Origin of the sequence: Amycolatopsis sp. NBC_01480, assembly GCF_036227205.1 — a bacterium.
In the GTDB taxonomy this organism is placed as follows: domain Bacteria; phylum Actinomycetota; class Actinomycetes; order Mycobacteriales; family Pseudonocardiaceae; genus Amycolatopsis.
On the sequence record NZ_CP109442.1, the window covers coordinates 6,198,462 to 6,221,693 of the forward strand.

Below are 23,232 nucleotides of genomic sequence, written 5' to 3' on the forward strand. Positions count from 1 at the left end.
TCTAGGACGCCGGCGCCTGCCACGGCGGCCGGACCCAGTCCCAGTGCGGCACCGGCTCGTCCGTGGCCGGCCCGGCGCCGGGCGCCGAGAACAGCACGGCCAGCCGGCTGCCCCACTCCAGGTAGCCGGCGAACGAGGCGCGGAACTCCGGGTCGGCGGGCAGCCCGGCCTCGTCGGCGGCGTCGAGCAGGAGCGACACCCAGCGTCGCCGCTGCTCCTCGGTGATCCCGCGGCCGAGGTGCCGGCCGATCATGTGCGGGTGCCCGCCGTGGTGCGCGGTGTATTCCGCCGGCCCGCCGAGCACCTCGCCGAGCCAGGTCGCGACGTGCTCGGCGTGGTGCGCGTCCATGGCGCGGAAAACCGGCTCCAGCAACGGGTCCTGGAGCACGTGGCCGTAGAAGACCTCGGTCAGGCGGGTGAGCGCCGGGCCGCCGCCGGCCCACTCGTACAGGGTGGGCGGACGGGCGCCGCCCAGGCCCGTGACGGCCGTCGGCTCGTAGTGGCGCATCTCTTCGAGGTCCCCGACGTAATCGCGGATCGCCGCGAAGAACGCCGGGAAGTGCGGGCCGGTGCGGAAGCCCTTGAGGTGGTCGTCGGCCGAAGTCCACCGGATCGCCAGGACGTAGCGCGTAGGGTCTTCGGCGCAGCGGCTGAGGTCGTAGCCGAGGCATTGGGGTGCCTTCGCGAGCGAGACGGCGGCCTCGGCGTACGCGGCTTCGAACGCCGTCGTCCGATCGGCCGGAATGGTGTAGCGCAGGTATTCCACGATCATGCGGTCAGCAGACCGCACCCGGCGCGGCCGGGCAACCACGTACTTTCCGGTGCGTAGCTTCAGGAGGCCGTGATGACGGGCAGGCGTTACTGGTGCCCGGTCGAGCTCGCCGTCGACGTGATCGGCGGCCGGTGGAAGCCGGTGATCCTGGCGCACCTCAAGGAGGGCGTGCACCGCTACGGCGAGCTGCGCCGCCGCATGCCGGGCATCAGCGAGAAGATGCTCACCCAGCAGCTGCGCGAGCTGACCGCCGACGGGCTCGTCCGCCGCGACAGCCTCGACGGCCGGGTGCCGCACGTCGAGTACCGGCTCACCGAGGAGGGCGAGGCGCTCGGCCCGGCGCTCACCGCGCTCTACGCCTGGGGCGAACGCCGGGCCGCGGCCACCGGGGTCACCTTCGAGACACCGGCCTGACCGCTAGGCCACCTTCAGGGACATAGCTGCCTTGAAGGTGGCGCGGCGACGGGTGGGTCACTCCGGGCGGGTCGCGGCGGGGTCCGTCGCGTCCAGGTGCCGCTCCAGCGCGTCGAGCCGGTCGGACCAGAACCGGCGGTACGGCGCGAGCCAGGCATCGACCTCGGCCAGCGGCTCGGCGCGGAGCTGGTAGCAGCGGCGCTGGGCCGCGACCCGCACCGTGACCAGGCCCGCCTCCCGCAGCACGCGCAGGTGCTTGGACACGGCGGGCTGGCTCAGCGCCAGCTCGTCGACCAGCTCGCCGACGGACCGCTCGCCGTCGCGGAGCAGGTCGAGGATCGAGCGGCGGCGGGGCTCGGCGAGGACGTCGAAAGTCTGCATCACACCAGGGAATGTGCCGCGCCGCGTTCATGCCTGTCAAGGAATGTTCGAATTGCCCGGTGTTGTATCTGGACTAGACCATTGACCTAATGGTCTAGTCCACTTTACGGTGTGACGGTCCCCACCTCGTCCCGTCACCTGGTGTGACTCCCCGAAGGGAGCCCGGCATGGTAGGTCCGCGCAAGAGGAGCTTCTTGTCCCTGATCGGCACGGTGAGCGCCGCGCTCGTCGGCCTCGCCCTCGCCGCCACGGCAGCGCCCGCTGCCCCGGCCTCGGACAGAGAGGCCGCGCCGGCGAGCGCGCAGGCGTCCGTCGGCAAGGTCGTCGGTTACTTCACCGAATGGGGTGTCTACGACCGGAACTACCACGTCAAGAACGTCGAGACCTCCGGCTCGGCGGCGAAGCTGACGCACATCAACTACGCGTTCGGCAACGTGACCAACGGCGGCTGCGCGATCGGCGACGCGTACGCCGACTACCAGAAGACCTACGACGCCGCGGGCAGCGTCGACGGCGTCGCCGACACCTGGGACCAGCCGCTGGCCGGCAGCTTCAACCAGCTGAAGAAGCTCAAGGCCAAGCACCCCGGCCTGAAGGTGCTCTGGTCGTTCGGCGGCTGGACCTGGTCCGGCGGCTTCGGTCAGGCCGCGCAGAACCCGGCCGCGTTCGCCGACTCCTGCTACAACCTGGTCAACGACCCGCGCTGGGCCGGCGTGTTCGACGGCATCGACCTCGACTGGGAGTACCCGAACGCCTGCGGCCTGAGCTGTGACACCAGCGGCGCGGCGGCGTTCAAGAACGTGATGGCGGCGATGCGGGCCAAGTTCGGCTCCTCGAAGCTGGTGACCGCGGCCATCACCGCCGACGGCACGAACGGCGGCAAGATCGACGCCGCCGACTACGCGGGCGCGGCCCAGTACGTCAACTGGTACAACGTGATGACCTACGACTACTTCGGCGCCTTCAACGCGCAGGGCCCGACCGCCCCGCACTCGCCGCTGACCTCCTACAACGGGATCCCGACCGCAGGCTTCTACGCCGACGCGGCCATCCAGAAGCTCAAGAGCAAGGGTGTGCCGGCGTCGAAACTGCTGCTGGGCATCGGGTTCTACGGCCGCGGCTGGACCGGTGTCACACAGGCCACCCCGGGCGGCACCGCCACCGGCCCCGCGGCGGCCAAGTACGAGCCGGGCATCGAGGACTACAAGATCCTCAAGTCCAGCTGCCCGTCCACCGGCACGATCGCGGGCACCGCGTACGCCAAGTGCGGTTCGAACTGGTGGAGCTACGACACCCCGGGCACGATCGCGGGCAAGGTCAGCTACGCCAAGACCCAGGGCCTCGGCGGCGCGATGGTCTGGGAGCTCTCGGGCGACACCACCAACGGCGAGCTGGTCACGGCCGTCGCCAAGTGAAGGCACCAGTGGAATGACTCCCCGGTGTGGCCGGCCGCGCACGAGCGCGCCGGCCGCACTGGGCCCCACGGAACCGAGCCCGCCGGAACCCCTCCGGCGGGCTCGTCCGGTGTCCGGAAGCAGAACTGTCGGTGTCCCGGATTATCGTGCGGGACGTGAAGTTCACGGGATTCGGGGAGTACGCCGTCGATTTCTACGACGGGCTGGAGGCCGACAACTCCAAGTCCTACTGGGACCAGAACGTGGCGGTGTACCAAGGCGACGTGCGGGCGCCGATGGAGGCGCTGCTCAAGGAGCTTTCGCCCGAGTTCGGCCAGGGCTTCGGCGAGGGCAAGGTGTTCCGGCCGTACCGCGACGTGCGGTTCGCCAAGGACAAGACGCCGTACAAGACGCACTGCGGCGGGGTGATCGAGGCCGGCCGCGGCGGCGGCGCGTACTACGTGGAGCTGGGCCCGGCCGGGCTGCGCGTCGGTGGCGGCTGCTTCCACCTGGCGTCGGATCAGCTGGCGCGGTTCCGCACGGCGGTCGACACCGAGCTGCACGGCCCGGTGCTGGAGAAGATCCTGGCCACGCTCCGGCGCGGCGGCTGGGAGATCAACGGCGACCGGCTCAAATCACGCCCGCGCGGCTTCGCCGAGGACCACCCCCGCATCGACCTGCTCCGGTACCGCTCGGTCTACGCCGCGCGCACCTGGGAGCCCGCCGACTTCCTGCACGAGCGCGAGGCGCTGGAGCGCGTCCGCAAGTCGTGGCGGCAGCTGCGGGCGTTCAACGAGTGGGCCCGCGACCACGTCGGGCCGAGCGAGCAGCCCCGGCGCTGACCCCGCCCCGTTCGGAGGAATCCCAGTACGCGCGTACCGGAAAATCGCTGGTCATCGGGCTGCCGGGCCGGCGGATCCGGCTCTGACCAGGGCGAAGGCGAAGGTCGCGGCCGCGGTGAGCCGAACCACCGTCCGGCCGACGGTGGTGAGCGACCCGTCAGGTTTCTGAACAGTTCCTCTGAACTTTCGGTATCGGTACAGACGTGGGCGGGACGAAGGACTACTCTCAACGAACGTGAGCCGACGCGCGAAGATCGTTTGTACCCTGGGCCCTGCCACCTCCACGCCGGAGAAGATGCAGGCACTCGTAGACGCCGGAATGGACGTCGCGAGGATGAACTTCAGCCACGGAAGCCACAGCGACCACAAGCAGGTCTACGACCTGGTCCGGTCCGCCGCGGCCCAGAGCGGCCGCCCGGTCGGCATCCTCGCCGACCTGCAGGGCCCGAAGATCCGGCTCGGCACGTTCGCGAGCGGCTCGGTCGAGTGGCACACCGGCGACATCGTCCGGATCACCGTCGAGGACGTCGCCGGCACCCATGACCGGGTCTCCACCACCTACAAGGGACTGGCCAAGGACGCCAAGCCGGGTGACCGCCTGCTCGTCGACGACGGCAAGGTCGGCCTCGTGGTCAAGGGCGTGGAGGGCCCGGACGTGGTGTGCGAGGTGACCGAGGGCGGTCCCGTCAGCAACAACAAGGGCGTTTCGCTGCCCGGCATGGACGTCTCGGTCCCAGCTATGTCCGAAAAGGACATCGAGGACCTGGAGTTCGCGCTGCAGCTGGGCGTGGACTTCGTCGCGCTGTCCTTCGTGCGCTCGCCGGCCGACATCGACCTGGTCCACCAGGTGATGGACCGCAGCGGCAAGGGCCGGCTGCCGGTCGTGGCCAAGATCGAGAAGCCCGAGGCGGTCTACAACCTCGAGGCGATCGTGCTGGCCTTCGACGCGGTGATGGTCGCCCGCGGCGACCTCGGCGTCGAGCTGCCGCTGGAGCAGGTCCCGCTGGTGCAGAAGCGCGCCATCCAGATCTGCCGCGAGAACGCGAAGCCGGTCATCGTCGCGACGCAGATGCTCGAGTCGATGATCAACAACTCCCGCCCGACCCGCGCCGAGGCCTCCGACGTCGCGAACGCGGTGCTCGACGGCACCGACGCGGTGATGCTGTCCGGTGAGACCAGCGTCGGGCGCTACCCGATCGAGACGGTGCAGACGATGGGCCGGATCGTCGAGGCGGTCGAGACCGACTCGCCGGTCGTGCCGCCGCTGACGCACGTCCCGCGCACCAAGCGCGGCGTGATCTCCTACGCCGCCCGCGACATCGGCGAGCGGCTGAACGCCAAGGCGCTGGTGGCCTTCACCCAGTCCGGCGACACGGTCCGCCGCCTGGCCCGGCTGCACACCCGGCTGCCGCTGCTGGCGTTCACGCCGGAGGAGTGCGTGCGCAGCCAGCTGTCGATGACCTGGGGCACGAACACCCAGATCGTGCCGCGGGTGGACTCCACCGACCAGATGATCCAGCAGGTCGACCACAAGATGCTGGAGATGGGCAAGTACCAGCGCGGCGACCTGGTGGTCATCGTGGCCGGCTCCCCGCCCGGGACCGTGGGCTCGACCAACCTGATCCACGTGCACCGCCTCGGTGAAGACGACCACGCGTAAGGGGCGCCCGCCGGGCCCGCCGTCTAGGGTTCGGGCATGACTGAGATGGCCAGGAAGGCCGCCACCGGGCTGGACGAAGATCCTGGTGGCGGCGGGCAGCCGGTGCTCGACCGGCTGGTCGCCTTGCTCGACCTGGAGAAGCTCGAGGAGAACTACTACCGCGGCGTCTCGCCCGTGCACTCGCCGGTCCGCGTGTTCGGCGGCCAGGTGGCGGGGCAGGCGCTGGTCGCGGCCGGGCGCACGGTGCCCGAGGACCGCCGCGTGCACTCGCTGCACGCGTACTTCATCCGCGGCGGCGACCCGAGCGTGCCGATCGTCTACGAGGTCGACCGCATCCGCGACGGCCGCTCGTTCACCACCCGGCGGGTGGTCGCCGTCCAGCACGGCAAGGCGATCTTCTCGCTGTCCGCCTCGTTCCAGAAGGACGAGGGCGGCATCGAGCACGCCGACGCCATGCCGGACGTGGTGGGCCCGGAGACGCTGCCGACGTTCCCCGAGCGCGTCGAGGGCCTCGGGTTCGCCAAGCACCCGCGCCCGATCGACGTCCGCTACGTCAACGAGCCGCCGTGGATCACCCGCGAGACGGGCGAGCGGCCGGCCGCCAACCGCGTCTGGATGCGGGCCGACGGCAAGCTGCCGGACGATCAGCTGCTGCACGTCTGCGTGCTCGCTTACGCCTCCGACATGACGCTGCTCGACTCGGTCCTCGCGCGCCACGGCGTGTACTGGGACGACCGGAACGTGCTGGGCGCGAGCCTCGACCACGCGCTGTGGTTCCACCGGCCCTTCCGCGCCGACGAGTGGCTGCTCTACGACTGCGTCTCGCCGAGCGCCTCGGGCGCCCGCGGGCTGGCCACCGGACGGTTCTTCGCGCAGGACGGCACCCTCGTCGCGACCGTGGTCCAGGAAGGACTGCTGCGCGTCCTCTGAGGGCTGCCGCGCGCTTGGTGATACCGAGAGTGTTCTTTGCGTCGGCCGACGTGGAATGAGCCACACTTCCGAGTGAGGAAAACGCGCAAAAAGCACCGGCTGAATGGTCTTCGGGGGGATGAAGGTGTCCGGGACCGGTCGGGGGACAGCCCCGGACACCTTCCGCCGGAAACGCCCGCGCACTCTGTTCGGCGCTTCCGGCTGGTCTTCGTCTACGCTGCTCAGGGACTCCGACCAGCCTCGGCCCGGTGATCGGACCGGCGTGGCGGGTGCGCGTCCTGCGTGCACGATGTCAGAGTACAAGCGCAATCTGCAAATTGCAGGCCGGAACCCTGCCCGAAGGTGGGGTATTCGGCAGTGTTAATACCTCACTGACTACGTGGTCGGCTGGTTAGATATGTGGTGCGGGCAAAGGCGCGCGCGACGGGGAAGACGGATCCGGAGGTGCTGTCGTGGCGAGAGGACAGGGACCCACCGTTCGCCGCCGGAGGCTCGCGAGCGAGCTGCGGCGGCTCCGCGAGGCGGCCGACCTCACCATCGACGAGGTGGGCGAGAAGCTCGAGTGCTCCGCTTCGAAGGTGAGCCGCATCGAGACCGGCCACGTCGGCGTCACCCCGCGTGACGCCCGGGACATGCTGGCGCTGTACGGGATCACCGGCGACGAGCAGGAGGCGCTCGTCCAGCTGGCCCGCGAAGCGCGCAAGCGCGGCTGGTGGCACGCCTACAACGAGGTGTTCACCGGCACCTTCGTCGGGCTCGAGGCCGACGCCAGCTCCCTGCGCGCGTTCCAGGCGCTGCTCGTGCCCGGGCTGCTGCAGACCGAGCGGTACGCGCACGCGGTGATCCGGGCGCTGCGGCCGGACGCGGAGGACGCCGAGATCCGGCGCCGCGTGGCCGCGCGGATGGCGCGCCAGGAACTGCTGAGCGACAGCCCGCCGGTGGAGTACTGGGCGGTGGTCGACGAGGCCGTGCTGCACCGCGTGGTGGACGGGCCCGAGGTGATGGCCGAGCAGCTCTACCGGATGGTCGCCGACGCCGAGAAGCCCAATGTCACCGTCCAGGTGGTGCCCTTCGGCGCCGGGGCCCACCCCGGCATGGAGGGCCCGTTCCTCATCATGGGCTTCCCCGAGCAGGCCGACCCGGACGTCGTCTACGTCGACGACAGCACCTCCAGCGGCCTGTACCTGGAGGAACCCCCAGACGTCCGGCGCTACGCGCTGATGTTCGACCATCTGCGCGCAGCCGCGCTGAAACCGGACGACTCGGTCGACTTGATCGCCGAGGCAGCCGGCCGGTTCGCCGAACAGGCGGCCCTGCCGGGGCGCACGACACACCACCTGGAACCGAGGAAAAAGTAAGGAAGTGGGGAAATGACTCCGGACGCAGGCCTTTCTGGGGCTCAGTGGCGCAAGAGCAGCTACAGCGGCGGCGGCAACGACTGCGTCGAAATCGCGTTCGTCGACGGCGGCGCCGCGGTGCGTGACTCCAAGGACCCTGAAGGGGGTGCCTTCCGCCTGCCCGCCTCGGGTTGGCAGGGGCTGCTGGCGGCAGTGCGCGCCGGCGGCCCGGCGCGCGGCTGAAAGGCCTTCGCAGAACGGTCCATCGACGACCCCTTACCCCCGCGACCTGGTCAGCGGTTCGGGTAAGGGGTCGTTTGACGTCCGGGTGTAGGTGATCACCCGATGCCCGCGTCCACCCCTCAGGACGACTCTGAGTGTTGCCACGGAAAGCACTGAAGGCATCTCGGAGACGGGAACGAAACGATGAGTGACCTGCACCTGGACGCGGTACGCGCCGAAGTCGCGTACCGGGTCGGCGAACTACAGAAGGCGCGAGGCAGCGGACGGCCGCGGCCGAGCCGCGCGGTGCGCTGGCTGCGCGCCTACCGGCTGACCAGCGTGGCCGTGCCGGCGCAGGAGCGCCGCGAGGCGGTCCGCACGGCGTCCGACGCCCGCTCCCGCTGAAACCGTTCGAAAGCACTGAGGGGACAAAGACCATGAGCAGTGACCTGTTGTACGACGCGATGCGCGCGGAAGCCGACTACCGGGCCGCCGAACTTCGCAAGGCCGGGCGGAGCGCTCGGCTGCGCCGCCCGGCCCCGCGCCAGGCGGTTCCGGGCCCCGCTGAGCCGCGGACGGCCGGCCGCGGCCGGGCCCGGTGAGACGGGCGTCATGACGCTGACGGCGAAAACCATGGCGAAACTGTCGGTGGGGTAGACCAGAATGCGTCTTGTGCCCCGCCTCGGCTCCGGAATCCCGTTGGTCGCCCGCACTCACGAGATGCGGCGGCTTCGCGCTGCCTTCGCCCGCGCCGAACGGCGCGAGGCGGGCGCCGTGCTGGTCTCGGGCGACGCGGGGGTCGGCAAGACCCGGCTGCTGACCGCGCTGGGCGAGCACGTCACCGCGGCCGGCGGGCTGGTGCTCACCGGCCGGTGCATCGACGTGCGCGACGGCGGCCTGCCGTACCTGCCGTTCGCCGAGGCGCTGGCGCCGCTCGGGTCTTCGGCCGATCCGCTGGTGGCCGCCGCCGTGCGGGCCCGGCCCGCGCTGGCCCGGCTGCTGCCGCAGAGCGGCGAGCCCGAGCCGGACCTGCCGGGGGAGCACGGCCAGGTGGCGGCCAACGAACGTGAGGCGATGCGCCGGCCGCGACCGGAACAGGACCTGGGTCAGCTGCAGTTGTTCGACGCAGTACTGGGGGTGCTGACCGAGGTCGCCGAGTCGCGGCCGGTGGTGATCCTGCTCGAGGACCTCCACTGGGCCGACTCCTCGACGCGGAACCTGCTGTCGTTCCTGCTCAGCCGGCTGCGCGCGCAGCGGCTGCTGGTGGTCGGCAGCTACCGCGAGGAGGACGTGCACCGGCGGCACCCGCTGCGCGGGCTGCTCTCGGAGCTGGTCCGGCTGGCCACGGTGGAGCAGGTCGCGCTCAGCCCGTTCGGGGCGGCCGAGGCGCGGGCGTTCGTCGAGGCACTGGCGGACGAGCCGCTGGCCGCGGACGTGGTGGCCGACATCGTCGCGCGGTCCGAGGGCAATCCGTTTTTCGCAGAGGAGCTGCTGGCGACCCGCGCGGACTGCCGCGACCTGCCGGCCGGGCTCGCAGAGGTGCTGCTCGCCCGGCTGGAGCGTTTCCCGGCCGAGACCCGCCGGGTGCTGCGGGTCGTCTCGGTGGCCAACGAGCCGGTGTCGCACGCGGCGCTGACGGCGGTTTCGGGCATCGGCGAGCTGGAGCTGGACGAGGTGCTGCGCGAAGCCGTGCAGCACCACGTGCTGGTGATCGAGCGCGGCAATTACGCGTTCCGCCACGCATTGCTGCAGGAGGCCGTGTACGGCGATTTGCTGCCGGGGGAGCGCACGCGCATGCATGCGGCGTACGCGGCGCGGATCATGACGGTGCAGCAGGGCCGCGGGCACGACGCGAAGCTGGCGTTCCACAGCCTCGAAAGCCGCGATCTGGTCACCGCGCTGCCCGCGCTGCTGCGCGCCATGGCCGAGGCGGAGAAGCTGGGCGCGCCCGGCGCCGCGCTGCGGCACGCCGAGCAGGCACTGTCCATTTGGGACGCGGTGCCGGTGGACGGCCGCCCCGAGGGCGTCGACGAGCTGAAGCTGCTGCACGAGGCGTCGTACTTCGCCGGCACGTCGGGCGAGCCGGAGCGGGCCGCGGCCTTCGCGCGTTCGGCCACCGAGGCGCTGAAGCCGGAGATGTCCTCGGACCGGGCGGCCAAGGTGTGGCGCCGGCTGGCCGAGGCGCTGCTCGCGCTGGAGGGCACGCTCGACGAGGCGCTGGTCGCCATGGACAAGGCCTGGGCGCTGGTCAAGGACAGCGAGCCCAGCGCCACCCGCGCGTGGGTGCTCGCCACCCGCGCCGGGTTCCAGCGGCTGGTCGACCGGCCGGACGAGGCGCTGGACAACGCGCTGACGGCGGTGGCCGACGCGCGCGCGGCCGGTGCCGTCGGCGCCGAGGCGTCCGCCCTGGTCACCCTCGGCACGCTGGCGGATTCGGCCGGCGACGCCGAGGAGGCGCGGGACCGTCTGCGTCAAGCCATCGCCAAGGCGCACAACGGCAAGGCGCTGAACGTCGAGCTTCGCGGGATGTACTTCCTCGCGTTGAGCTACGACGACCAGGCCGAGATGGCCGAAGCGCTGGCGCACGCGAAGCGCGGCGTCGAGCGGGCCGAGGAAAGCGGGCTCGGCTGGAGTTCGTACGGGCTGGAGTTGCGCGCGCGGCAGCTGTACCTGCGTTACTTGTCGGGCGACTGGCCGGCCGAGGACGCGGCCGGGCGCGCGGGCCGGGGTGTGTCGAGCGCGGTCGCGGCGCGGATCCTGGCCAACTGGGTGCTGTTCCTGGTGGCGCGCGGCCGGTTCGAGGACGCGGCGAAGCTGCTGCCCGGCCTGCGGCAGAACTGGTCGGCGGACATCCAGATCGCGTTGTCGGCGGGCGACGCGGCGATCGAGCTGGCCACCTGGCGCGGCGAGCACGAGGAAGCGGTGCGCGTCACCGAGGAACTGGTCGCCTGGCTGGAGAAGATGGAGCCGTCGCTGCTGGGCGGCATCCGGATCGCCGCGCTGGGGCTGGCTTCGGCGGTCGCGGGGGCGGCCGCCGCACGGGCCCGCGGTGACCAGGCGACGGCGGAGCGGATGACCGACGCCGGCCGACGGCTGCTGGAACACGGCCGCCGGTGCGCGAAAGAGGGCGCGCCGCGTTCGGGCACGCTTGGTCCGGAAGGCCGGGCATGGCTGGCCCGCGTGGAGGCCTGGGGGAGTGCCCTCGAAGGCCCGGCCGACCCGGATCTCTGGACGGCCGCGGCCGAAGCATTCGGCTACGGCGCGGTTTACGAGCAGGCGATCTGCCGTTGGCACCAGGCGGAAGCCCTGTTCGCGGCCGGAGACGCGGCGGCGGCCGTGGCCCCGCTGGAAGCCGCCCACGCGGTCGCCGATCGGCTGGGCGCGTTGCCGTTGCGCGACGCCGTCCGGGACCTCGCGCACCGCGCGCGGGTGGACCTCCCGGGCGTCACCCCGGCGTCACCGCATCCCGTGCCCCGGCCGATGGCCGACCCGCTGACCGACCGCGAGCGCGATGTGCTGGAGCGCGTGGCACTGGGCCGCACCAACCGCCAGGTCGGCGAGGAGCTGTACATCAGCGAGAAGACGGTGAGCGTGCACCTCTCGCGGGTGATGGCCAAGCTGGGCGCGGCCCGTCGCGCCGAGGCGGTCGCGATCGCTTACGACCGGGGGCTGCTCACCGTGCCTGCCGCTCCGGCGCCGAAGGACTGAAGCCGTTGTACTCCAACGGGTTCAGCGCCAGGGCAGGTGGCGCAGCAGCTTCATGCTCGAGGTCATCATCCGCGCCCACACCCCGCCCGGCACCCGGCGCGGCGGGCGCAGCGCCAGGCCGCGCTGCACGGCGATCGACTGGGCCTCGGTGTACTTCAGCAGGCCCTCGGCGCCGTTGCGGCGGCCGGCGCCGGACTCCTTCATGCCGCCCATCGGCACGCCGACGCTGCCGAACGTCGCGGCGTAGCCCTCGTTGACGTTCACCGTGCCGGCCTTCAGCCGGGCTGCGACCTCCCAGCCGGCGCGGCCATTGCGTGACCAGACGCTGGCGTTGAGCCCGAACGGCGTGTCGTTGGCGCGCTCGATGGCCTCGGTGACGTCGGTGTAGCCGTAGACCGAGACCACCGGCCCGAACGTCTCGTCCGCGAACGGCAGCATCCCGGCCGTGACGCCGGTGAGCACCGTCGGCTCGTAGAACAGCGGGCCGAGGTCCGGCCGCGCGCGGCCGCCGGTGAGCACCTCCGCGCCCTTGGCCCGGGCGTCCTCGACATGCGTGGAGACCGTCTTCAGCTGGCTTTCCGAGGTCAGCGAGCCCATCTGCGCGCTGTAGCCGAGGGCGCCGCCGAGCTTCAGCGCGGCCGTGCGGGCGACGAACGCGCGGGTGAACTCCTCGCGGACGCTCTCGTGCACGTAGATCCGCTCCACCGAGACACACAGCTGCCCGGCCGAGGAGAAACACGCGGTCACGGCGCCGGTCGCGGCCTTGGCCACGTCCGCGTCCGGCAGCACGATCATCGGGTTCTTGCCGCCCAGCTCCAGCGAATAGCTGGTGAGCCGCCGGGCGATCTGCCCGGCCAGGTCCTTGCCCGTCGGCGTGGAGCCGGTGAAGCAGAGGTAGTCGCATTCCTCGACCAGCGCGGGGCCGATGGCCGAGCCGCGCCCGAGCACCACCTGCCACAGCCCGGCCGGCAGGCCCGCCTCCTCGGCCAGCTCCTGCAGCCACAGCGCGGAAAGCGCGGTCTGGTTGTCCGGCTTCTGCACCACGGCGTTGCCGGCGGCGAGCGCGGGGAAGACGTCCATCGCGGTCAGCGCCAGCGGGTAGTTCCAGGGCGAGATGATCCCGACGACGCCCTTGGGGTGGTGCAGCTCGCCGGCCTTGGTCAGGCCCGGGATCACCCCCGCGCGGCGCCGCGGGGCGAGGATTTTGGCGCTGTGCTTGCCGTAGTAGGCCGCGACGAGCGCGGAGGCGCTGATCTCGTCGAACGCGTCGATGCGGGCCTTGCCGGCCTCCACCTGCACGAGATCGAGGGCTTCGGCCTGGCGGTCGAGGATCAGGTCGTGCAGCCGGACCAGGAAGCGCTGCCGGTCGGCGGCGGGGCGCGCGGCCCAGTCGCGCTGCGTCTCCCGCGCGGCGGCGAAGGCCGACCGCACCTCGGCGTCCGTGGCCTGGGGGAGTGTGGTGATCGGCAGCCCGGTGAACGGCGCCCGCATCCGGACCGGCGCGGAGTCCTCGCCGCCGGTCACGCGGGCGACGAGCTGGGCGGCGCGGTCCGCGGCAGGGGCGCCGGCGACTCCGCCGATGGTCGCGGGCAGGGCCGCGTCCGCCGCCGCGCCGCTGAGGTTCGCCGGTGTCGTGCTGGTCATGGCGTCTCCGTTCAGACCGGTGTTACCGACGAGTACACCATACCGCCGGTACGCCGGTTGTCCAGCCGGACGTGAATCTGATTCACGTATTGGGCTCGTCGGTGGTCCGGTGGCGGCCGGGACCCTCCTCCTGCGCTGGGAGTTGCTCAGGCAGCGGCATCGGTGCCGAAGACTGCGGCGGGAACGGCTGGGAGACGGGGCCGCCGTAAGCCGGGCCGTGGTACTGCGCCGAGACCGAGTTGCCGTACTCCGGCGCGCCCGGATAACCGAACGGCGGAGCGGCGGCGATCCCGGGCGTCCGCGGGCGGCGGCCGGAGAACAGCGCCAGCCCCAGCGTGATCAGCGCGACGACCCCGCCCGCCAGCAGCACCCAGAACCCGGTCCCGCTGGCGTAGTGGAGCGTCGTGCCGTTGGTCTCCTGGTTGTAGCTCAGCGTCGCGGACAGGTCCATGCCGAGCATCCACACCGCAGCCACCATGCCCGCGCCTCCGGCGACGAGGGTGATGCGGCCGGCGTTGCGAGCGCGCCCGAACACCAGCACCGCGCCGACGATCAGCACCACGGAGACGACGGTCAGCGGGATGCCGTAACGGGCGACGTGGCTGGTGTCGTAGAACGAGCGCTCGGCGGCCGTCGGCTCGATGCCGAACAGCCGCGTCCACCCGGTGACGGTCTGCGAGGCCTGGACCTTGCCGCCCGAGGACTCCTCGTAAGCCCAGAAGGGCAGGAACGACCCGACGATCACCAGCACCGCCGTGAACAGTCCGAGCACTCCGGCGAGCAGCCGCGCCACCGCGCCGGGCTCGGCCGCGGCGGCCGCAGCAGGCGGGAAGGGATACGGCGGAGGCACGCTGCTCATCGAGGCTCCTCGGCCGGGGCGCGGACCGGCTGCTGCCAGTGCATCACGAAAACCCGCTCCGGATAAGGGGCGGTGTCATCTTGCTGCCGGGCTCGCGGTCACGCCGGGTCGGAGTAGAGCAGCACCGCGATGCGCTTCCATTCCGCCAGCAGCTGACGGCGGCGGTGCGGGTCGCCGCCGAGCTCGGCGTCCAGCGCGAGGCCGCGGGTGAGGTTGACGGTGAGCCAGAAGAGCAGTTCGGCGCGGTCCTTCGGCAGGTCGCCGGCGACCTTGCTGATCTGCGCGAGGGTGGAGCGGCCCAGCGCGCGGTCCACCGGGCGGATCGCGGCGCGCAGCTCCGGGTCCGTCCGCGCGGCGACCCACAGCTCGGTGACGGCCGTCGACAGCGTGCCCGAGTAGCCCTTCCACAGCAGGTCGATCGCCGCGGCGATGCCGGACGCGCCGCCGGGCAGCCGGTCGAGCGAGGCCGCCAGCTCGCCCTGCAGCCGGTTCGTCAGGTGCTCGACCGCGGCGGCCATCAGCTCCGCCTTGGTGGCGAAATGGTGCTGCACGGCGCCTTTCGACACCCCGGCGCGGGTGCAGATCTCCTGCACCGACGCCCGCGAGTAGCCGATGTCGACCAGGCACTCGATGGTCGCGTCGAGCAGGGCGGTCCGCGTCTGCTCCCGGCGCTGGGCCTGGGTGCGGTGCGACTTCGCCGCGACCTCGGTCATCAGGTCTCCCCGCTCGGGCACTTTACGTACAGGACTGAACGGATGTACATTCCGGCTAGAACTTACCTTCCCAGCGTCATGTTTTCCAGCCCGTCCCGCAGGAGGCGTCGCCGTGCCGTTGCAGATCCCGAAGAGCTCTTGGACGAACACCGAACTGGAAGACCTCCGCGAGCTCGCCCGGTCCTTCCTGCAGAAGGAGCTGGTGCCGAACCAGGAGCGCTGGGCGGCGGAGAAGAAGATCGACCGCGAGGTCTGGACGAAGGCCGGCGAGATCGGGCTGCTCGCGCTGTCCATCCCCGAGGAGTACGGCGGGGGCGGCGGCACGTTCGCGCACGAGGCCGTGCTGTACGAGGAGCAGGCGCGGGCCGGGGACAGCTCGTGGGGCGTGACCGTCCACAATGGAATCGTCGCGCACTACCTGCTCGCCTACGCCGCCGAGGAGCGCAAGCGCGAGTGGCTGCCGAAGTTCGCCAGCGGCGAGTTCGTCGGCGCCGTCGCGATGACCGAGCCGGGCACGGGCTCGGACCTGCAGAACATCAAGACCCGCGCGGTCCGCGACGGCGACCACTACGTGATCAACGGCGCCAAGACCTTCATCACCAACGGCTACCACGCGGACCTGGTGGTGGTCGCCTGCAAGACCGACCCCGACGCCGGCGCGCAGGGCGTTTCGCTGATCGCGGTCGAGACCGACACCCCGGGATTCCGCCGCGGCCGCGTGCTCGACAAGGTCGGCATGAAGGGCCAGGACACCGCGGAGCTGTTCTTCGACGACGTCCGCGTGCCGGCCGCGAACCTGCTCGGCGACGCCGAGGGCCAGGGCTTTGTCCAGCTGATGCTGCAGCTGCCGCAGGAGCGGCTGATCATCGCCGTCACCGCGGTGGCCGGCATGGAGGCCGCGATCGACCTGACCCTGCAGTACACCAAGGAGCGCACGGCGTTCGGCCGGCCGATCTTCAACTTCCAGAACACCAAGTTCACCCTCGCCGAGGCCGCGACCGAGGCGGCGGTGGCGCGCGCGTTCCTCGACCAGTGCATCGAGCGGCACCTCAAGGGCGAGCTCGACGTGCAGGGCGCGGCGATGGCGAAGCTGTGGACCACCGAGCGGGTCAACAAGGTGATCGACGACTGCCTGCAGCTGTTCGGCGGCTACGGCTACATGACCGAGTACCCGATCGCGCGCGCGTGGGCCGACGTCCGGATCTCCCGGATCTTCGGCGGCACCAGCGAGATCATGAAGGAGATCATCTCCCGCACGCTCTGATTCCCCTTGCCGCGTAAGGAAAGGACGTGCCGAAGTGAAAGCTGGTCCACTGGCCGGGCTGAAGGTGGTGGAGCTGGCCGGGCTCGCGCCCGCGCCGTTCGCCTGCATGGTCCTCGCCGACCTCGGCGCCGAGGTGGTCCGCGTCGACCGCGCGACCCCGGGCGCCGACGTGCTCGGCCTGCCGAACGACCCGCTGGCCCGTGGCCGGCGCACGATCGGCGTCAACACCAAGACCGCCGAGGGCGTCGAGCTGGTGCTGAAGCTGGCCGAGACGGCCGACGTGCTGATCGAGGGCTTCCGGCCCGGGGTGATGGAGCGGATGGGCCTGGGGCCGGAGGCGGTGCACGCGCGCAACCCGCGCCTGGTCTACGGCCGGATGACCGGCTGGGGCCAGGACGGCCCGCTGGCCTCGGCCGCGGGCCACGACATCAACTACATCGGCATCGCCGGCGCGCTCGAGCCGATCGGCCGCGCGGGCGAGCGGCCGGTGCCGCCGCTCAACCTGGTCGGCGACTTCGGCGGCGGCGGGCTGATGCTCGCGATGGGCGTGCTCGCCGCGCTGCACGAGCGCACCTCGTCGGGACGCGGGCAGGTGGTGGACGCGTCGATGGTCGAGGGCGCGGCACTGCTCACCACGAGCCTGCACGGCATGCGCGCGGCCGGCGTCTGGCCGGGGGAGCGCGGGGACAACCTGCTCGACGGCGGCGCGCCGTTCTACGACACGTACGAGACCGCGGACGGCAAGTACGTGGCGATCGGCGCGATCGAGATGCGGTTCTGGGGCGACCTGGTCAAGGTGCTCGGCCTCGACGGTCCCGGCGGTGAGGACCTGCCGGTGCACGTGGACAAGAGCCAGTGGCCGAAGCTGCGCAAGATCGTCGCCGAGGCCGTGCGCCGGTACCCGCGTGCCGAGCTGGTCGCGCGAGCCGAGGGGACGGACGCCTGCCTGACGCCGGTGCTGTCGCCGTGGGAAGCCGCTTCGCACCCGCAGAACGCGGCTCGCGGCACCTTCGTCGACATCGGCGGCACGGTTCAGCCCGCCCCGGCGCCCCGGTTCGGCCGCACCCCGCCCGCGACCCCGGAGGCGCCGCACGAGAAGGGCGCCGACACCGAGGAGGTGCTGGCCGAACTGGGCTTCGACGCGGCCGGCCTGGCGAGCCTGCGCGAGGCGGGCGCGATCGCCTGACTCGGTTGTCCCGCTTCAGGCGGTCGGGAGGGCTGCCGGGTTCGCGAGATCCGAGCGGACGACCGAGTAGAGGACGTTGTCGCGCCACTCGCCGTCGCGGAAGTCGAAGCCGCGCAACACGCCTTCACGGGTGAAGCCCGCCTTCTCCAGCGAGCGCTGCTCGGCGCGGTTGGCGGTTTCGGTGGTGGCCTCGACCCGGTTGAGCTGCGTGTGCGCGAACAGGTACCGCACGAGCAGGCGCTGCGCCTCTGTGCCGTGGCCGTGCCCGCGCGCCTCCGGCAGCAGGACCAGCCCGACGTTCCAGCAGAACGAGCTGGGGCCCGTCCGCGACCGGTGCCACGACACCAGCCCCAGCGCGCGGCCGCCCAGCACCGGGACGAGCATGCCGCGGTCGCTGCCGAGCATGCCGTCCTCGTGCCAGCGGCGCCGGAGGTAACCGGGGTCGTGCCAGCCGAACCACTGGTACTCGCCCGCGGTGTCCGGGTCGTTGGTCAGCGCTTCGAGCATCCCGAGGTCCGATTCGCGGACCGGCCGCAGCGCGACTCTCTCGCCGTCGTCCATCGCCGGAGCGTATCCGGGCGCCGACGGCGCGGCCCGGGCTCACTCGATAGTGAGCGTCGTCACTCACCCGTGATCGGCGGGCCCCGGCGCGGCCCGATCCCGGGTTTTCCGGGCCCGCCGTCATTACAGTAGGGACGACCGCGCGCGGTGCCCGCGGGATCACAGCCGGCGTCCGTCGGGGAGGCCGGGGAATGGGAGCGGACTGAGCCATGTCGAGCGGCTTGAAGAAGATCCTCGTCGTCGGGGTGGTCGTGCTCGTGCTGTTCTTCCTGATCACGCAGCCCACGCAGTCGGCCGACCTGGTGCACCGCGTGCTGGGCTGGCTCCGGAACGGCGCGGAGGCCATCGTGACGTTCTTCAAGACCCTCTTCGCCTGATCACGCTCCGTGTTCTCCGGCCCTTCGTAACGCACTGTCACCGGATCTCGGAATGCGGGCCGGCGCTCGACCATCCGGGTGGATTGACCCCTGAAACGGCCTGGTCGCGGAATTAGTCGAGGCCCGGGTATGGCGGAGAAAGCACCCCCGGCCCTACGGTGCTCACATTGCGTGATCGGCCGGTTCTCCCGTCCCTCGGGAACCGGCCGAAAGCGGGGGTTTTCCCGCTCGATCTCGCGGTTGGGTGCAAGTCGTGCAGCGCAACGGGGCCGGCGGTCAGGGCCGGCCCGTCGGGGACCAATGAGGAGGCAGGGATGACCGGAGATCCCGGAGTGGACGCGTTGATCCGGCAGTGGGCCGCGGAACGCGAGCGGACCCCCGAGGAGCAGGAGGTCGACCGCATCGCGTCCGCCTGGCTGGCCGACGCGCCCCCTGCGCCACCCGGCATCCCCGGCCAGCGGGCCCGGTCCGGCCCCTCGCGCTGGGCCCCGGTCGACGCGGCCGACCCCGGTTATCTCGACGCCATGCGCGTCCGCCTGCCCGAGGTCCCCGAAGAACTGCTCGTGGCCGCCGCCGGCTGGTGGCAGATGGTCGGCGACGTCGCCGAGGCCGAGCTGTGGTGGGACGCCGGCATCAGCCCGCTCGACCAGCGGGCCCTCGACTACCGCGCGGCGGGCCTGGCGCCCTCGGACCTGAGCCGCCGGCTCGGCCCGATGACCGTGCTGCAGCACCTGCGCCGCGGCAGCGCCCCGGCGTGGTGCGTGGCCCGGCTGGCGAGGCAGCAGAAGTCCGCCTGATGGGACGGTCCTGCACGGCCGGGTGAACCGGCGTGGCGGCCCCGATCCGCGGTACCGCGTAACGCTAACCTGCGCGGGCTCGTTGTGTGAGGGACCGACCGCTGCGCTGGAGGACCTGAGTTTCGTGCCGACCACCGGACAGACCGAGGACGAGGCCGTGGCCCCGGCCGCACCGGGCCCGGCCCGCCCCCGACACGGGGTGGCCGTGGCCGTGCGGCTGGCCGTGGTGATCGTGGTGCTGGCCGTGGCCGGCGGGGGAGTCTGGCTGGTCACCCGCGCTTCGGCGCCGGTGGCGAGCCCGACCACCACCGACATCCCGGCGCTGAGCGTCAAAGCGGCCGACGTGAAGCCCGGTTCGATCGCGCCGGTCAGCGCCGTCGCCGCGGGCGGCGCCAGTGAAGGCACCGCACCCCAGTCCGCGCAGCCCTCGGGCGGCGACCCGCTCGACGGGTGGGCGCAGAAGGTCGCCGGGGTCACCGGCATCCCGGCGCGGGCCCTGCACGCGTACGGCAATGCGGAGCTGGCGATGCGCGCGGCCGACCCGGGCTGCCGCATCTCCTGGGCCACGCTGGCCGGCATCGGCCGCATCGAGTCGAACCACGGCCAGTACGGCGGGGCCGTGCTCGGCGCCGACGGCCGCCCGTCCAAGCCGATCATCGGCGTCCCGCTCAACGGCTCGGCCGGAGTGCAGGCCATCGCCGACACCGACGGCGGCCGGATCGACGGCGACCCGGTGACCGACCGCGCCGTCGGCCCGATGCAGTTCATCCCCAGCACCTGGCGCAAGTGGGCGTCCGACGGCAACGGCGACGGCATCGGCGACCCGCAGCAGATCGACGACGCCGCGCTCGCGGCGGGCCGGTACCTCTGCGCGGGCGGGCGCGACATGGCGACGCCGTCCGGCTGGTGGTCGGGCATCCTGTCGTACAACAACTCCACCGAGTACGCGCAGAAGGTGTTCGGCCTAGCCGACGGGTACGCCAAGAGCGCGCAGCAGGTGAAGGCCGGCTGACGAGGGGGGAGTTCCGCCGCGTTCGTCCCCGGCGTCCGGCCGTGGTGTGAAATCCGTGCGAAACCCGTGGTCAGCGGCTGAGCGGCGGGTCACGCCCGGTGCGCCTCCCCATCGGGCGGCGGATTCCCAGTGCTAGCGTCTAGTCCGTGCCAGCGAACTCCGGCCCGGCCCCGTCCCTGCTCGGGCGCCGGCTCATGATCGCCGTGACGTGCCTCGTGAGCCTCGCGCTCTGCTGCGGGCTGGCCTGGTGGCAGTGGGACCGGTTCATGTCCGCCAGCGGCACCTTCCAGAACCTCGGTTACGTGCTGCAGTGGCCGCTGTTCGGCCTCTTCCCGGCGTTCATGTTCTGGCGCATCAAGAAACTGCGCGAGCGCGAGCAGGCCGAGGCGGCGGACCCGGCCGCGCCGCGGGCCGTGCCGGCCGAGGTGACCGTGCCCGCCCCGAGGCGCGCCCTGGTGCGCCAGCCGGCCGTCGTCACCGAGGAAGACGCCGAACTCGCCGCGTACAACAGCTACCTGCGCGAGCTGCACGCCCGCGACCAGCAGTCCTGAAGCCCGCAGAAGTGAGGACCAGCCCATGACCACGAGCACCGAGGGTGCCGCGAAGACCCGCCCGGCGCCGCTGTCCGGCCCGCTGCTGCGCTTCCGCGTCAGCGCGTACGTGACCGGTGTCGGCCTGCTCGCGCTGTGCGCGACGATGGTCATCGAATACGGCTTCGGCAACGCCACCCCGGCGGCCGTCTACTCGCCGATCCACGGCGTGCTCTACATGATCTACCTGGTGCTCACCATCGACCTGGCGATCAAGGCCCGCTGGTCGATCAAGAGCACGGTGCTGGTGCTGCTGGCCGGCTGCGTGCCGTTCGTGTCGTTCCTGGTCGAGCGCCGGGTGACCCACCGCGTTTCGGCCGGGCAGAACATCTTCTGAGCCGCCCGCGCGTGAGGGGCGGCGTCCGGCCACCCCTCACGCGCCGGGTCAGGAGCCGATGCCGGTCAGCGACCGGACCTCCATCTCGGCCTGCTTGGCCGTGTCGGCCTTCGACTTGCCGGCGAAGGTGCCGATCGCCCCGCACAGGAACGAGAACGGGATCGAGACCAGGCCCGGGTTCTTGAGCGGGAACCAGTGGAAGTCGATGCCCGGGAAGATCGAGTCGGGCGCGCCGGAGACCACCGGCGAGAACAGCACCAGCAGCAGGCAGGCGCTCAGCCCGCCGTAGATGCTCCACAGCGTGCCGGTCGTGTTGAACCGCTTCCAGAACAGCGAGTACAGCAGCGTCGAGAGGTTCGCCGACGCCGCCACGGCCAGCGCCAGCGCGACCAGGAACGCGATGTTCTGCCCGTTGACCAGGATGCCGCCGAGGATCGCCAGCACGCCGACCACCAGCGCGGTCAGCCGCGCCACCCGCACCTCGTCGGCGGGCTCGGCCTTGCCGCGCTTGACGATGTTCGCGTAGACGTCGTGCGCGAACGAGGCCGACGCGGTGATCGTCAGGCCCGCGACCACGGCCAGGATGGTGGCGAACGCGACCGCGGAGACGATGCCGAGCAGCAGCGTGCCGCCGATGTGCAGGGCCAGCAGCGGGGCCGCGGAGTTCTCGCCGCCCGGCGCGCTCTTGATCTCGTCCGCGCCCACCAGCGCCGCCGCGCCGAAGCCGATCACCAGCGTGCACAGGTAGAACACGAACATGCACGCGGTGGCCCAGACCACCGAGCGGCGGGCCTCACGGGAGTTCGGCACGGTGTAGAAGCGCATCAGCACGTGCGGCAGCGAGGCGATGCCGAGCACCAGTGCCAGCGACAGCGAGACGAAGTCGAGCTTGGTGGTGCCGCTCTTCCCGTACGAGCCGCCGGGCTCCAGCAGCTCCTTGCCCATCGGGCTGTGGTCGGTCGCCGCGGTGAGCAGGTTGGAGAAGCTGAAGCCGTACTTGCCGAACAGGAACACGGTGATCAGCGTGGCGGCGATCAGCAGGATGCTCGCCTTGATGATCTGCACCCAGGTGGTGCCCTTCATCCCGCCGACCAGCACGTAGACGACCATGACCATGCCGACCACGGCGATCACCAGCGCCTGGCCCAGCTTGGAGTGCACGTCCAGCAGCAGGGCGACCAGGCCGCCGGCGCCGGCCATCTGCGCCAGCATGTAGAAGAAGGAGATGACCAGCGTCGAGGTCGCCGACGCGGCGCGGACCGGGCGCTGGCGCATCCGGAAGCTCAGCACGTCGCCCATGGTGAACCGGCCGGTGTTGCGCAGCAGCTCGGCGATCAGCAGGAGGTCGACCAGCCAGGCCACCAGGAAGCCGATGGAGTAGAGGAAGCCGTCGTAGCCGTGGATCGCGATCGCCCCGGCGATGCCCAGGAACGAGGCGGCCGACAGGAAGTCGCCCGAGAGCGCGACGCCGTTCTGCCGTCCGGTGAAGGCGCTGTCCGCCGCGTAGTAGTCGGCGGTCGAGGTCTTCTGGCCCCGGTTCCCGGCCCGGTAGACCACGTACAGGGTGATCGCCACGAACAGGGCGAAGACCCCGGTGTTCACGAGCGGGTTGCTCCCGGGCGTGCTTTCGGCCAACACGGTCACTGCTGGGTTCCTTCCGTCACGGCGGCGCGTTCCCTGAGCTCGGCGACCCTCGGGTCGATCTGCCGGTTGGCGAACCGGACGTAGAGCAGGGTGATCAGCGCGGTGGTCACGAACTGCGCGAGCCCGAACAGCATGCCCACGTTCACCAGCCCGAACACCGGGGTGCTCATGAAGTCCTCGGCATAGGCGGCCAGCACCACGTAGGTCAGGTACCAGGCGAAGAAGCCGATGCTCATCGGGAAGACGAACCCGCGGAGCCGGCGGCGCAGGGTGCGGAACTCGGGGCTGCGCTGGATCAGGTCGTAATCGGGCCCGTTCGGGGCGGTCGCGGCGGGTGCTTCGCCCTCGCGGGCGAACAGGGCCGGCAGCTGGCCGGTCTCGTCGAGCGAGTTGCTCGTCGCGGGGGGCCGCGTGACGTCGTGCATGGGTGCCTCCGGCAACTTGCGTCCGTGGGCGGGGCCGGGTCGGCGCCCCTCGTTCGAGTGGCACCCGGTCTGCTCTTGCGGACAGGGAGGCGGCCATAGTAACGACGGCCCGGTGTCGCGGAAAAAGCCGGTTCCGCAGACGGGTCCCGGAATTCCTTTAACC

General features: G+C 71.6%; 25 protein-coding genes. 17 read left to right on the forward strand and 8 right to left on the reverse strand.

The window, feature by feature from the left end:
* Window position 1: 1 nt before the first annotated feature.
* Window positions 2–772 (reverse strand): group II truncated hemoglobin, encoded by a 771-nt coding sequence (locus OG371_RS29655; RefSeq protein ID WP_329058630.1) that lies wholly within the window; start codon window positions 770–772, stop codon window positions 2–4.
* A gap of 72 nt (window positions 773–844) precedes the next feature.
* Between OG371_RS29655 and OG371_RS29660 the strand changes: the two genes are divergently transcribed.
* Window positions 845–1,186, forward strand: a complete 342-nt coding sequence (locus OG371_RS29660; protein WP_329058633.1) for a winged helix-turn-helix transcriptional regulator — start codon at window positions 845–847, stop codon at window positions 1,184–1,186.
* A gap of 57 nt (window positions 1,187–1,243) precedes the next feature.
* Here the strand turns inward: OG371_RS29660 and OG371_RS29665 are convergent, their stop codons facing one another.
* A complete protein-coding gene (locus OG371_RS29665; RefSeq protein WP_329058634.1) occupies window positions 1,244–1,567 on the reverse strand; it encodes an ArsR/SmtB family transcription factor in 324 nt (107 codons plus the stop codon).
* A 167-nt stretch (window positions 1,568–1,734) separates the two neighbouring features.
* On the opposite strand from OG371_RS29665, the gene OG371_RS29670 reads away from it, so the two are divergent.
* From OG371_RS29670 to OG371_RS29710, 9 genes are all read left to right on the forward strand, one after another.
* Window positions 1,735–2,982 carry a glycoside hydrolase family 18 protein gene (locus OG371_RS29670; RefSeq protein ID WP_329058636.1) on the forward strand — a complete coding sequence of 416 codons (1,248 nt, stop codon included), beginning with the start codon at window positions 1,735–1,737 and terminating at the stop codon, window positions 2,980–2,982.
* Between the two features lie 155 nt (window positions 2,983–3,137).
* A complete protein-coding gene (locus OG371_RS29675) occupies window positions 3,138–3,803 on the forward strand; it encodes a DUF2461 domain-containing protein (RefSeq protein ID WP_329058638.1) in 666 nt (221 codons plus the stop codon).
* Window positions 3,804–4,038: 235 nt separating this feature from the next.
* Entirely contained in the window at window positions 4,039–5,463 is a 1,425-nt protein-coding gene (pyk, locus tag OG371_RS29680; protein WP_329058640.1) for a pyruvate kinase, read from the forward strand.
* A gap of 36 nt (window positions 5,464–5,499) precedes the next feature.
* Window positions 5,500–6,393, forward strand: a complete 894-nt coding sequence (gene tesB, locus OG371_RS29685) for an acyl-CoA thioesterase II (RefSeq protein ID WP_329058642.1) — start codon at window positions 5,500–5,502, stop codon at window positions 6,391–6,393.
* Between the two features lie 452 nt (window positions 6,394–6,845).
* Window positions 6,846–7,751: a helix-turn-helix domain-containing protein gene (locus OG371_RS29690; protein WP_329058644.1), complete on the forward strand. Its 906-nt coding sequence runs from the start codon at window positions 6,846–6,848 to the stop codon at window positions 7,749–7,751.
* Window positions 7,752–7,763: 12 nt separating this feature from the next.
* Window positions 7,764–7,973: a DUF397 domain-containing protein gene (locus OG371_RS29695; protein WP_091617749.1), complete on the forward strand. Its 210-nt coding sequence runs from the start codon at window positions 7,764–7,766 to the stop codon at window positions 7,971–7,973.
* A gap of 183 nt (window positions 7,974–8,156) precedes the next feature.
* Window positions 8,157–8,357: a hypothetical protein gene (locus OG371_RS29700; protein ID WP_329058648.1), complete on the forward strand. Its 201-nt coding sequence runs from the start codon at window positions 8,157–8,159 to the stop codon at window positions 8,355–8,357.
* A gap of 32 nt (window positions 8,358–8,389) precedes the next feature.
* Entirely contained in the window at window positions 8,390–8,554 is a 165-nt protein-coding gene (locus tag OG371_RS29705; protein ID WP_329058650.1) for a hypothetical protein, read from the forward strand.
* A 61-nt stretch (window positions 8,555–8,615) separates the two neighbouring features.
* The gene (locus OG371_RS29710) at window positions 8,616–11,660 is read left to right on the forward strand and encodes a helix-turn-helix transcriptional regulator (RefSeq protein ID WP_329058652.1); all 3,045 of its coding nucleotides are present in this window, start codon (window positions 8,616–8,618) and stop codon (window positions 11,658–11,660) included.
* Between the two features lie 21 nt (window positions 11,661–11,681).
* Here the strand turns inward: OG371_RS29710 and OG371_RS29715 are convergent, their stop codons facing one another.
* The 3 genes from OG371_RS29715 to OG371_RS29725 form a co-directional block, all read right to left on the reverse strand.
* Window positions 11,682–13,304, reverse strand: coding sequence for a succinic semialdehyde dehydrogenase (locus OG371_RS29715; RefSeq protein WP_329058653.1), 1,623 nt, complete (start codon window positions 13,302–13,304; stop codon window positions 11,682–11,684).
* 82 nt (window positions 13,305–13,386) lie between these two features.
* Complete coding sequence (locus OG371_RS29720) at window positions 13,387–14,163, reverse strand: hypothetical protein (RefSeq protein WP_329058654.1); 777 nt, start codon at window positions 14,161–14,163, stop codon at window positions 13,387–13,389.
* Between the two features lie 98 nt (window positions 14,164–14,261).
* The gene (locus OG371_RS29725) at window positions 14,262–14,876 is read right to left on the reverse strand and encodes a TetR/AcrR family transcriptional regulator (protein WP_329058656.1); all 615 of its coding nucleotides are present in this window, start codon (window positions 14,874–14,876) and stop codon (window positions 14,262–14,264) included.
* Between the two features lie 112 nt (window positions 14,877–14,988).
* Between OG371_RS29725 and OG371_RS29730 the strand changes: the two genes are divergently transcribed.
* Window positions 14,989–16,140, forward strand: coding sequence for an acyl-CoA dehydrogenase family protein (locus OG371_RS29730; RefSeq protein ID WP_329058658.1), 1,152 nt, complete (start codon window positions 14,989–14,991; stop codon window positions 16,138–16,140).
* A gap of 34 nt (window positions 16,141–16,174) precedes the next feature.
* Window positions 16,175–17,326 carry a CaiB/BaiF CoA transferase family protein gene (locus tag OG371_RS29735; RefSeq protein WP_329058660.1) on the forward strand — a complete coding sequence of 384 codons (1,152 nt, stop codon included), beginning with the start codon at window positions 16,175–16,177 and terminating at the stop codon, window positions 17,324–17,326.
* A 15-nt stretch (window positions 17,327–17,341) separates the two neighbouring features.
* Here the strand turns inward: OG371_RS29735 and OG371_RS29740 are convergent, their stop codons facing one another.
* Window positions 17,342–17,887: a GNAT family N-acetyltransferase gene (locus OG371_RS29740; RefSeq protein ID WP_329058662.1), complete on the reverse strand. Its 546-nt coding sequence runs from the start codon at window positions 17,885–17,887 to the stop codon at window positions 17,342–17,344.
* Window positions 17,888–18,096: 209 nt separating this feature from the next.
* Between OG371_RS29740 and OG371_RS29745 the strand changes: the two genes are divergently transcribed.
* From OG371_RS29745 to OG371_RS29765, 5 genes are all read left to right on the forward strand, one after another.
* A complete protein-coding gene (locus OG371_RS29745; RefSeq protein WP_329058664.1) occupies window positions 18,097–18,264 on the forward strand; it encodes a hypothetical protein in 168 nt (55 codons plus the stop codon).
* Between the two features lie 314 nt (window positions 18,265–18,578).
* Window positions 18,579–19,061 (forward strand): helix-turn-helix transcriptional regulator, encoded by a 483-nt coding sequence (locus OG371_RS29750; RefSeq protein ID WP_329058666.1) that lies wholly within the window; start codon window positions 18,579–18,581, stop codon window positions 19,059–19,061.
* A 124-nt stretch (window positions 19,062–19,185) separates the two neighbouring features.
* The gene (locus OG371_RS29755; RefSeq protein WP_442876003.1) at window positions 19,186–20,073 is read left to right on the forward strand and encodes a lytic transglycosylase domain-containing protein; all 888 of its coding nucleotides are present in this window, start codon (window positions 19,186–19,188) and stop codon (window positions 20,071–20,073) included.
* 194 nt (window positions 20,074–20,267) lie between these two features.
* Window positions 20,268–20,624 carry a hypothetical protein gene (locus OG371_RS29760; protein WP_329073301.1) on the forward strand — a complete coding sequence of 119 codons (357 nt, stop codon included), beginning with the start codon at window positions 20,268–20,270 and terminating at the stop codon, window positions 20,622–20,624.
* A gap of 25 nt (window positions 20,625–20,649) precedes the next feature.
* Entirely contained in the window at window positions 20,650–21,000 is a 351-nt protein-coding gene (locus tag OG371_RS29765) for a DUF3817 domain-containing protein (protein WP_329058667.1), read from the forward strand.
* Window positions 21,001–21,048: 48 nt separating this feature from the next.
* On the opposite strand, the gene OG371_RS29770 is transcribed toward OG371_RS29765, so the two are convergent.
* Together OG371_RS29770 and OG371_RS29775 are read right to left on the reverse strand one after the other, a co-directional pair.
* Window positions 21,049–22,644 (reverse strand): solute symporter family protein, encoded by a 1,596-nt coding sequence (locus OG371_RS29770; protein ID WP_329058669.1) that lies wholly within the window; start codon window positions 22,642–22,644, stop codon window positions 21,049–21,051.
* Window positions 22,641–23,069: a DUF485 domain-containing protein gene (locus OG371_RS29775; RefSeq protein ID WP_329058671.1), complete on the reverse strand. Its 429-nt coding sequence runs from the start codon at window positions 23,067–23,069 to the stop codon at window positions 22,641–22,643. Before OG371_RS29775 ends, OG371_RS29770 begins: the two co-directional genes overlap by 4 nt.
* Window positions 23,070–23,232: the final 163 nt, after the last annotated feature.

Coding starts and splice junctions, on each gene's coding strand:
- OG371_RS29655 (WP_329058630.1), bottom strand. CDS start 772: ATGATCGTGGAATACCTGCGCTACACCATTCCGGCCGATCGGACGACG.
- OG371_RS29660 (WP_329058633.1), top strand. CDS start 845: ATGACGGGCAGGCGTTACTGGTGCCCGGTCGAGCTCGCCGTCGACGTG.
- OG371_RS29665 (WP_329058634.1), bottom strand. CDS start 1,567: ATGCAGACTTTCGACGTCCTCGCCGAGCCCCGCCGCCGCTCGATCCTC.
- OG371_RS29670 (WP_329058636.1), top strand. CDS start 1,735: ATGGTAGGTCCGCGCAAGAGGAGCTTCTTGTCCCTGATCGGCACGGTG.
- tesB (WP_329058642.1), top strand. CDS start 5,500: ATGACTGAGATGGCCAGGAAGGCCGCCACCGGGCTGGACGAAGATCCT.
- OG371_RS29695 (WP_091617749.1), top strand. CDS start 7,764: ATGACTCCGGACGCAGGCCTTTCTGGGGCTCAGTGGCGCAAGAGCAGC.
- OG371_RS29700 (WP_329058648.1), top strand. CDS start 8,157: ATGAGTGACCTGCACCTGGACGCGGTACGCGCCGAAGTCGCGTACCGG.
- OG371_RS29705 (WP_329058650.1), top strand. CDS start 8,390: ATGAGCAGTGACCTGTTGTACGACGCGATGCGCGCGGAAGCCGACTAC.
- OG371_RS29710 (WP_329058652.1), top strand. CDS start 8,616: ATGCGTCTTGTGCCCCGCCTCGGCTCCGGAATCCCGTTGGTCGCCCGC.
- OG371_RS29715 (WP_329058653.1), bottom strand. CDS start 13,304: ATGACCAGCACGACACCGGCGAACCTCAGCGGCGCGGCGGCGGACGCG.
- OG371_RS29720 (WP_329058654.1), bottom strand. CDS start 14,163: ATGAGCAGCGTGCCTCCGCCGTATCCCTTCCCGCCTGCTGCGGCCGCC.
- OG371_RS29725 (WP_329058656.1), bottom strand. CDS start 14,876: ATGACCGAGGTCGCGGCGAAGTCGCACCGCACCCAGGCCCAGCGCCGG.
- OG371_RS29740 (WP_329058662.1), bottom strand. CDS start 17,887: ATGGACGACGGCGAGAGAGTCGCGCTGCGGCCGGTCCGCGAATCGGAC.
- OG371_RS29745 (WP_329058664.1), top strand. CDS start 18,097: ATGTCGAGCGGCTTGAAGAAGATCCTCGTCGTCGGGGTGGTCGTGCTC.
- OG371_RS29750 (WP_329058666.1), top strand. CDS start 18,579: ATGACCGGAGATCCCGGAGTGGACGCGTTGATCCGGCAGTGGGCCGCG.
- OG371_RS29760 (WP_329073301.1), top strand. CDS start 20,268: ATGATCGCCGTGACGTGCCTCGTGAGCCTCGCGCTCTGCTGCGGGCTG.
- OG371_RS29765 (WP_329058667.1), top strand. CDS start 20,650: ATGACCACGAGCACCGAGGGTGCCGCGAAGACCCGCCCGGCGCCGCTG.
- OG371_RS29775 (WP_329058671.1), bottom strand. CDS start 23,069: ATGCACGACGTCACGCGGCCCCCCGCGACGAGCAACTCGCTCGACGAG.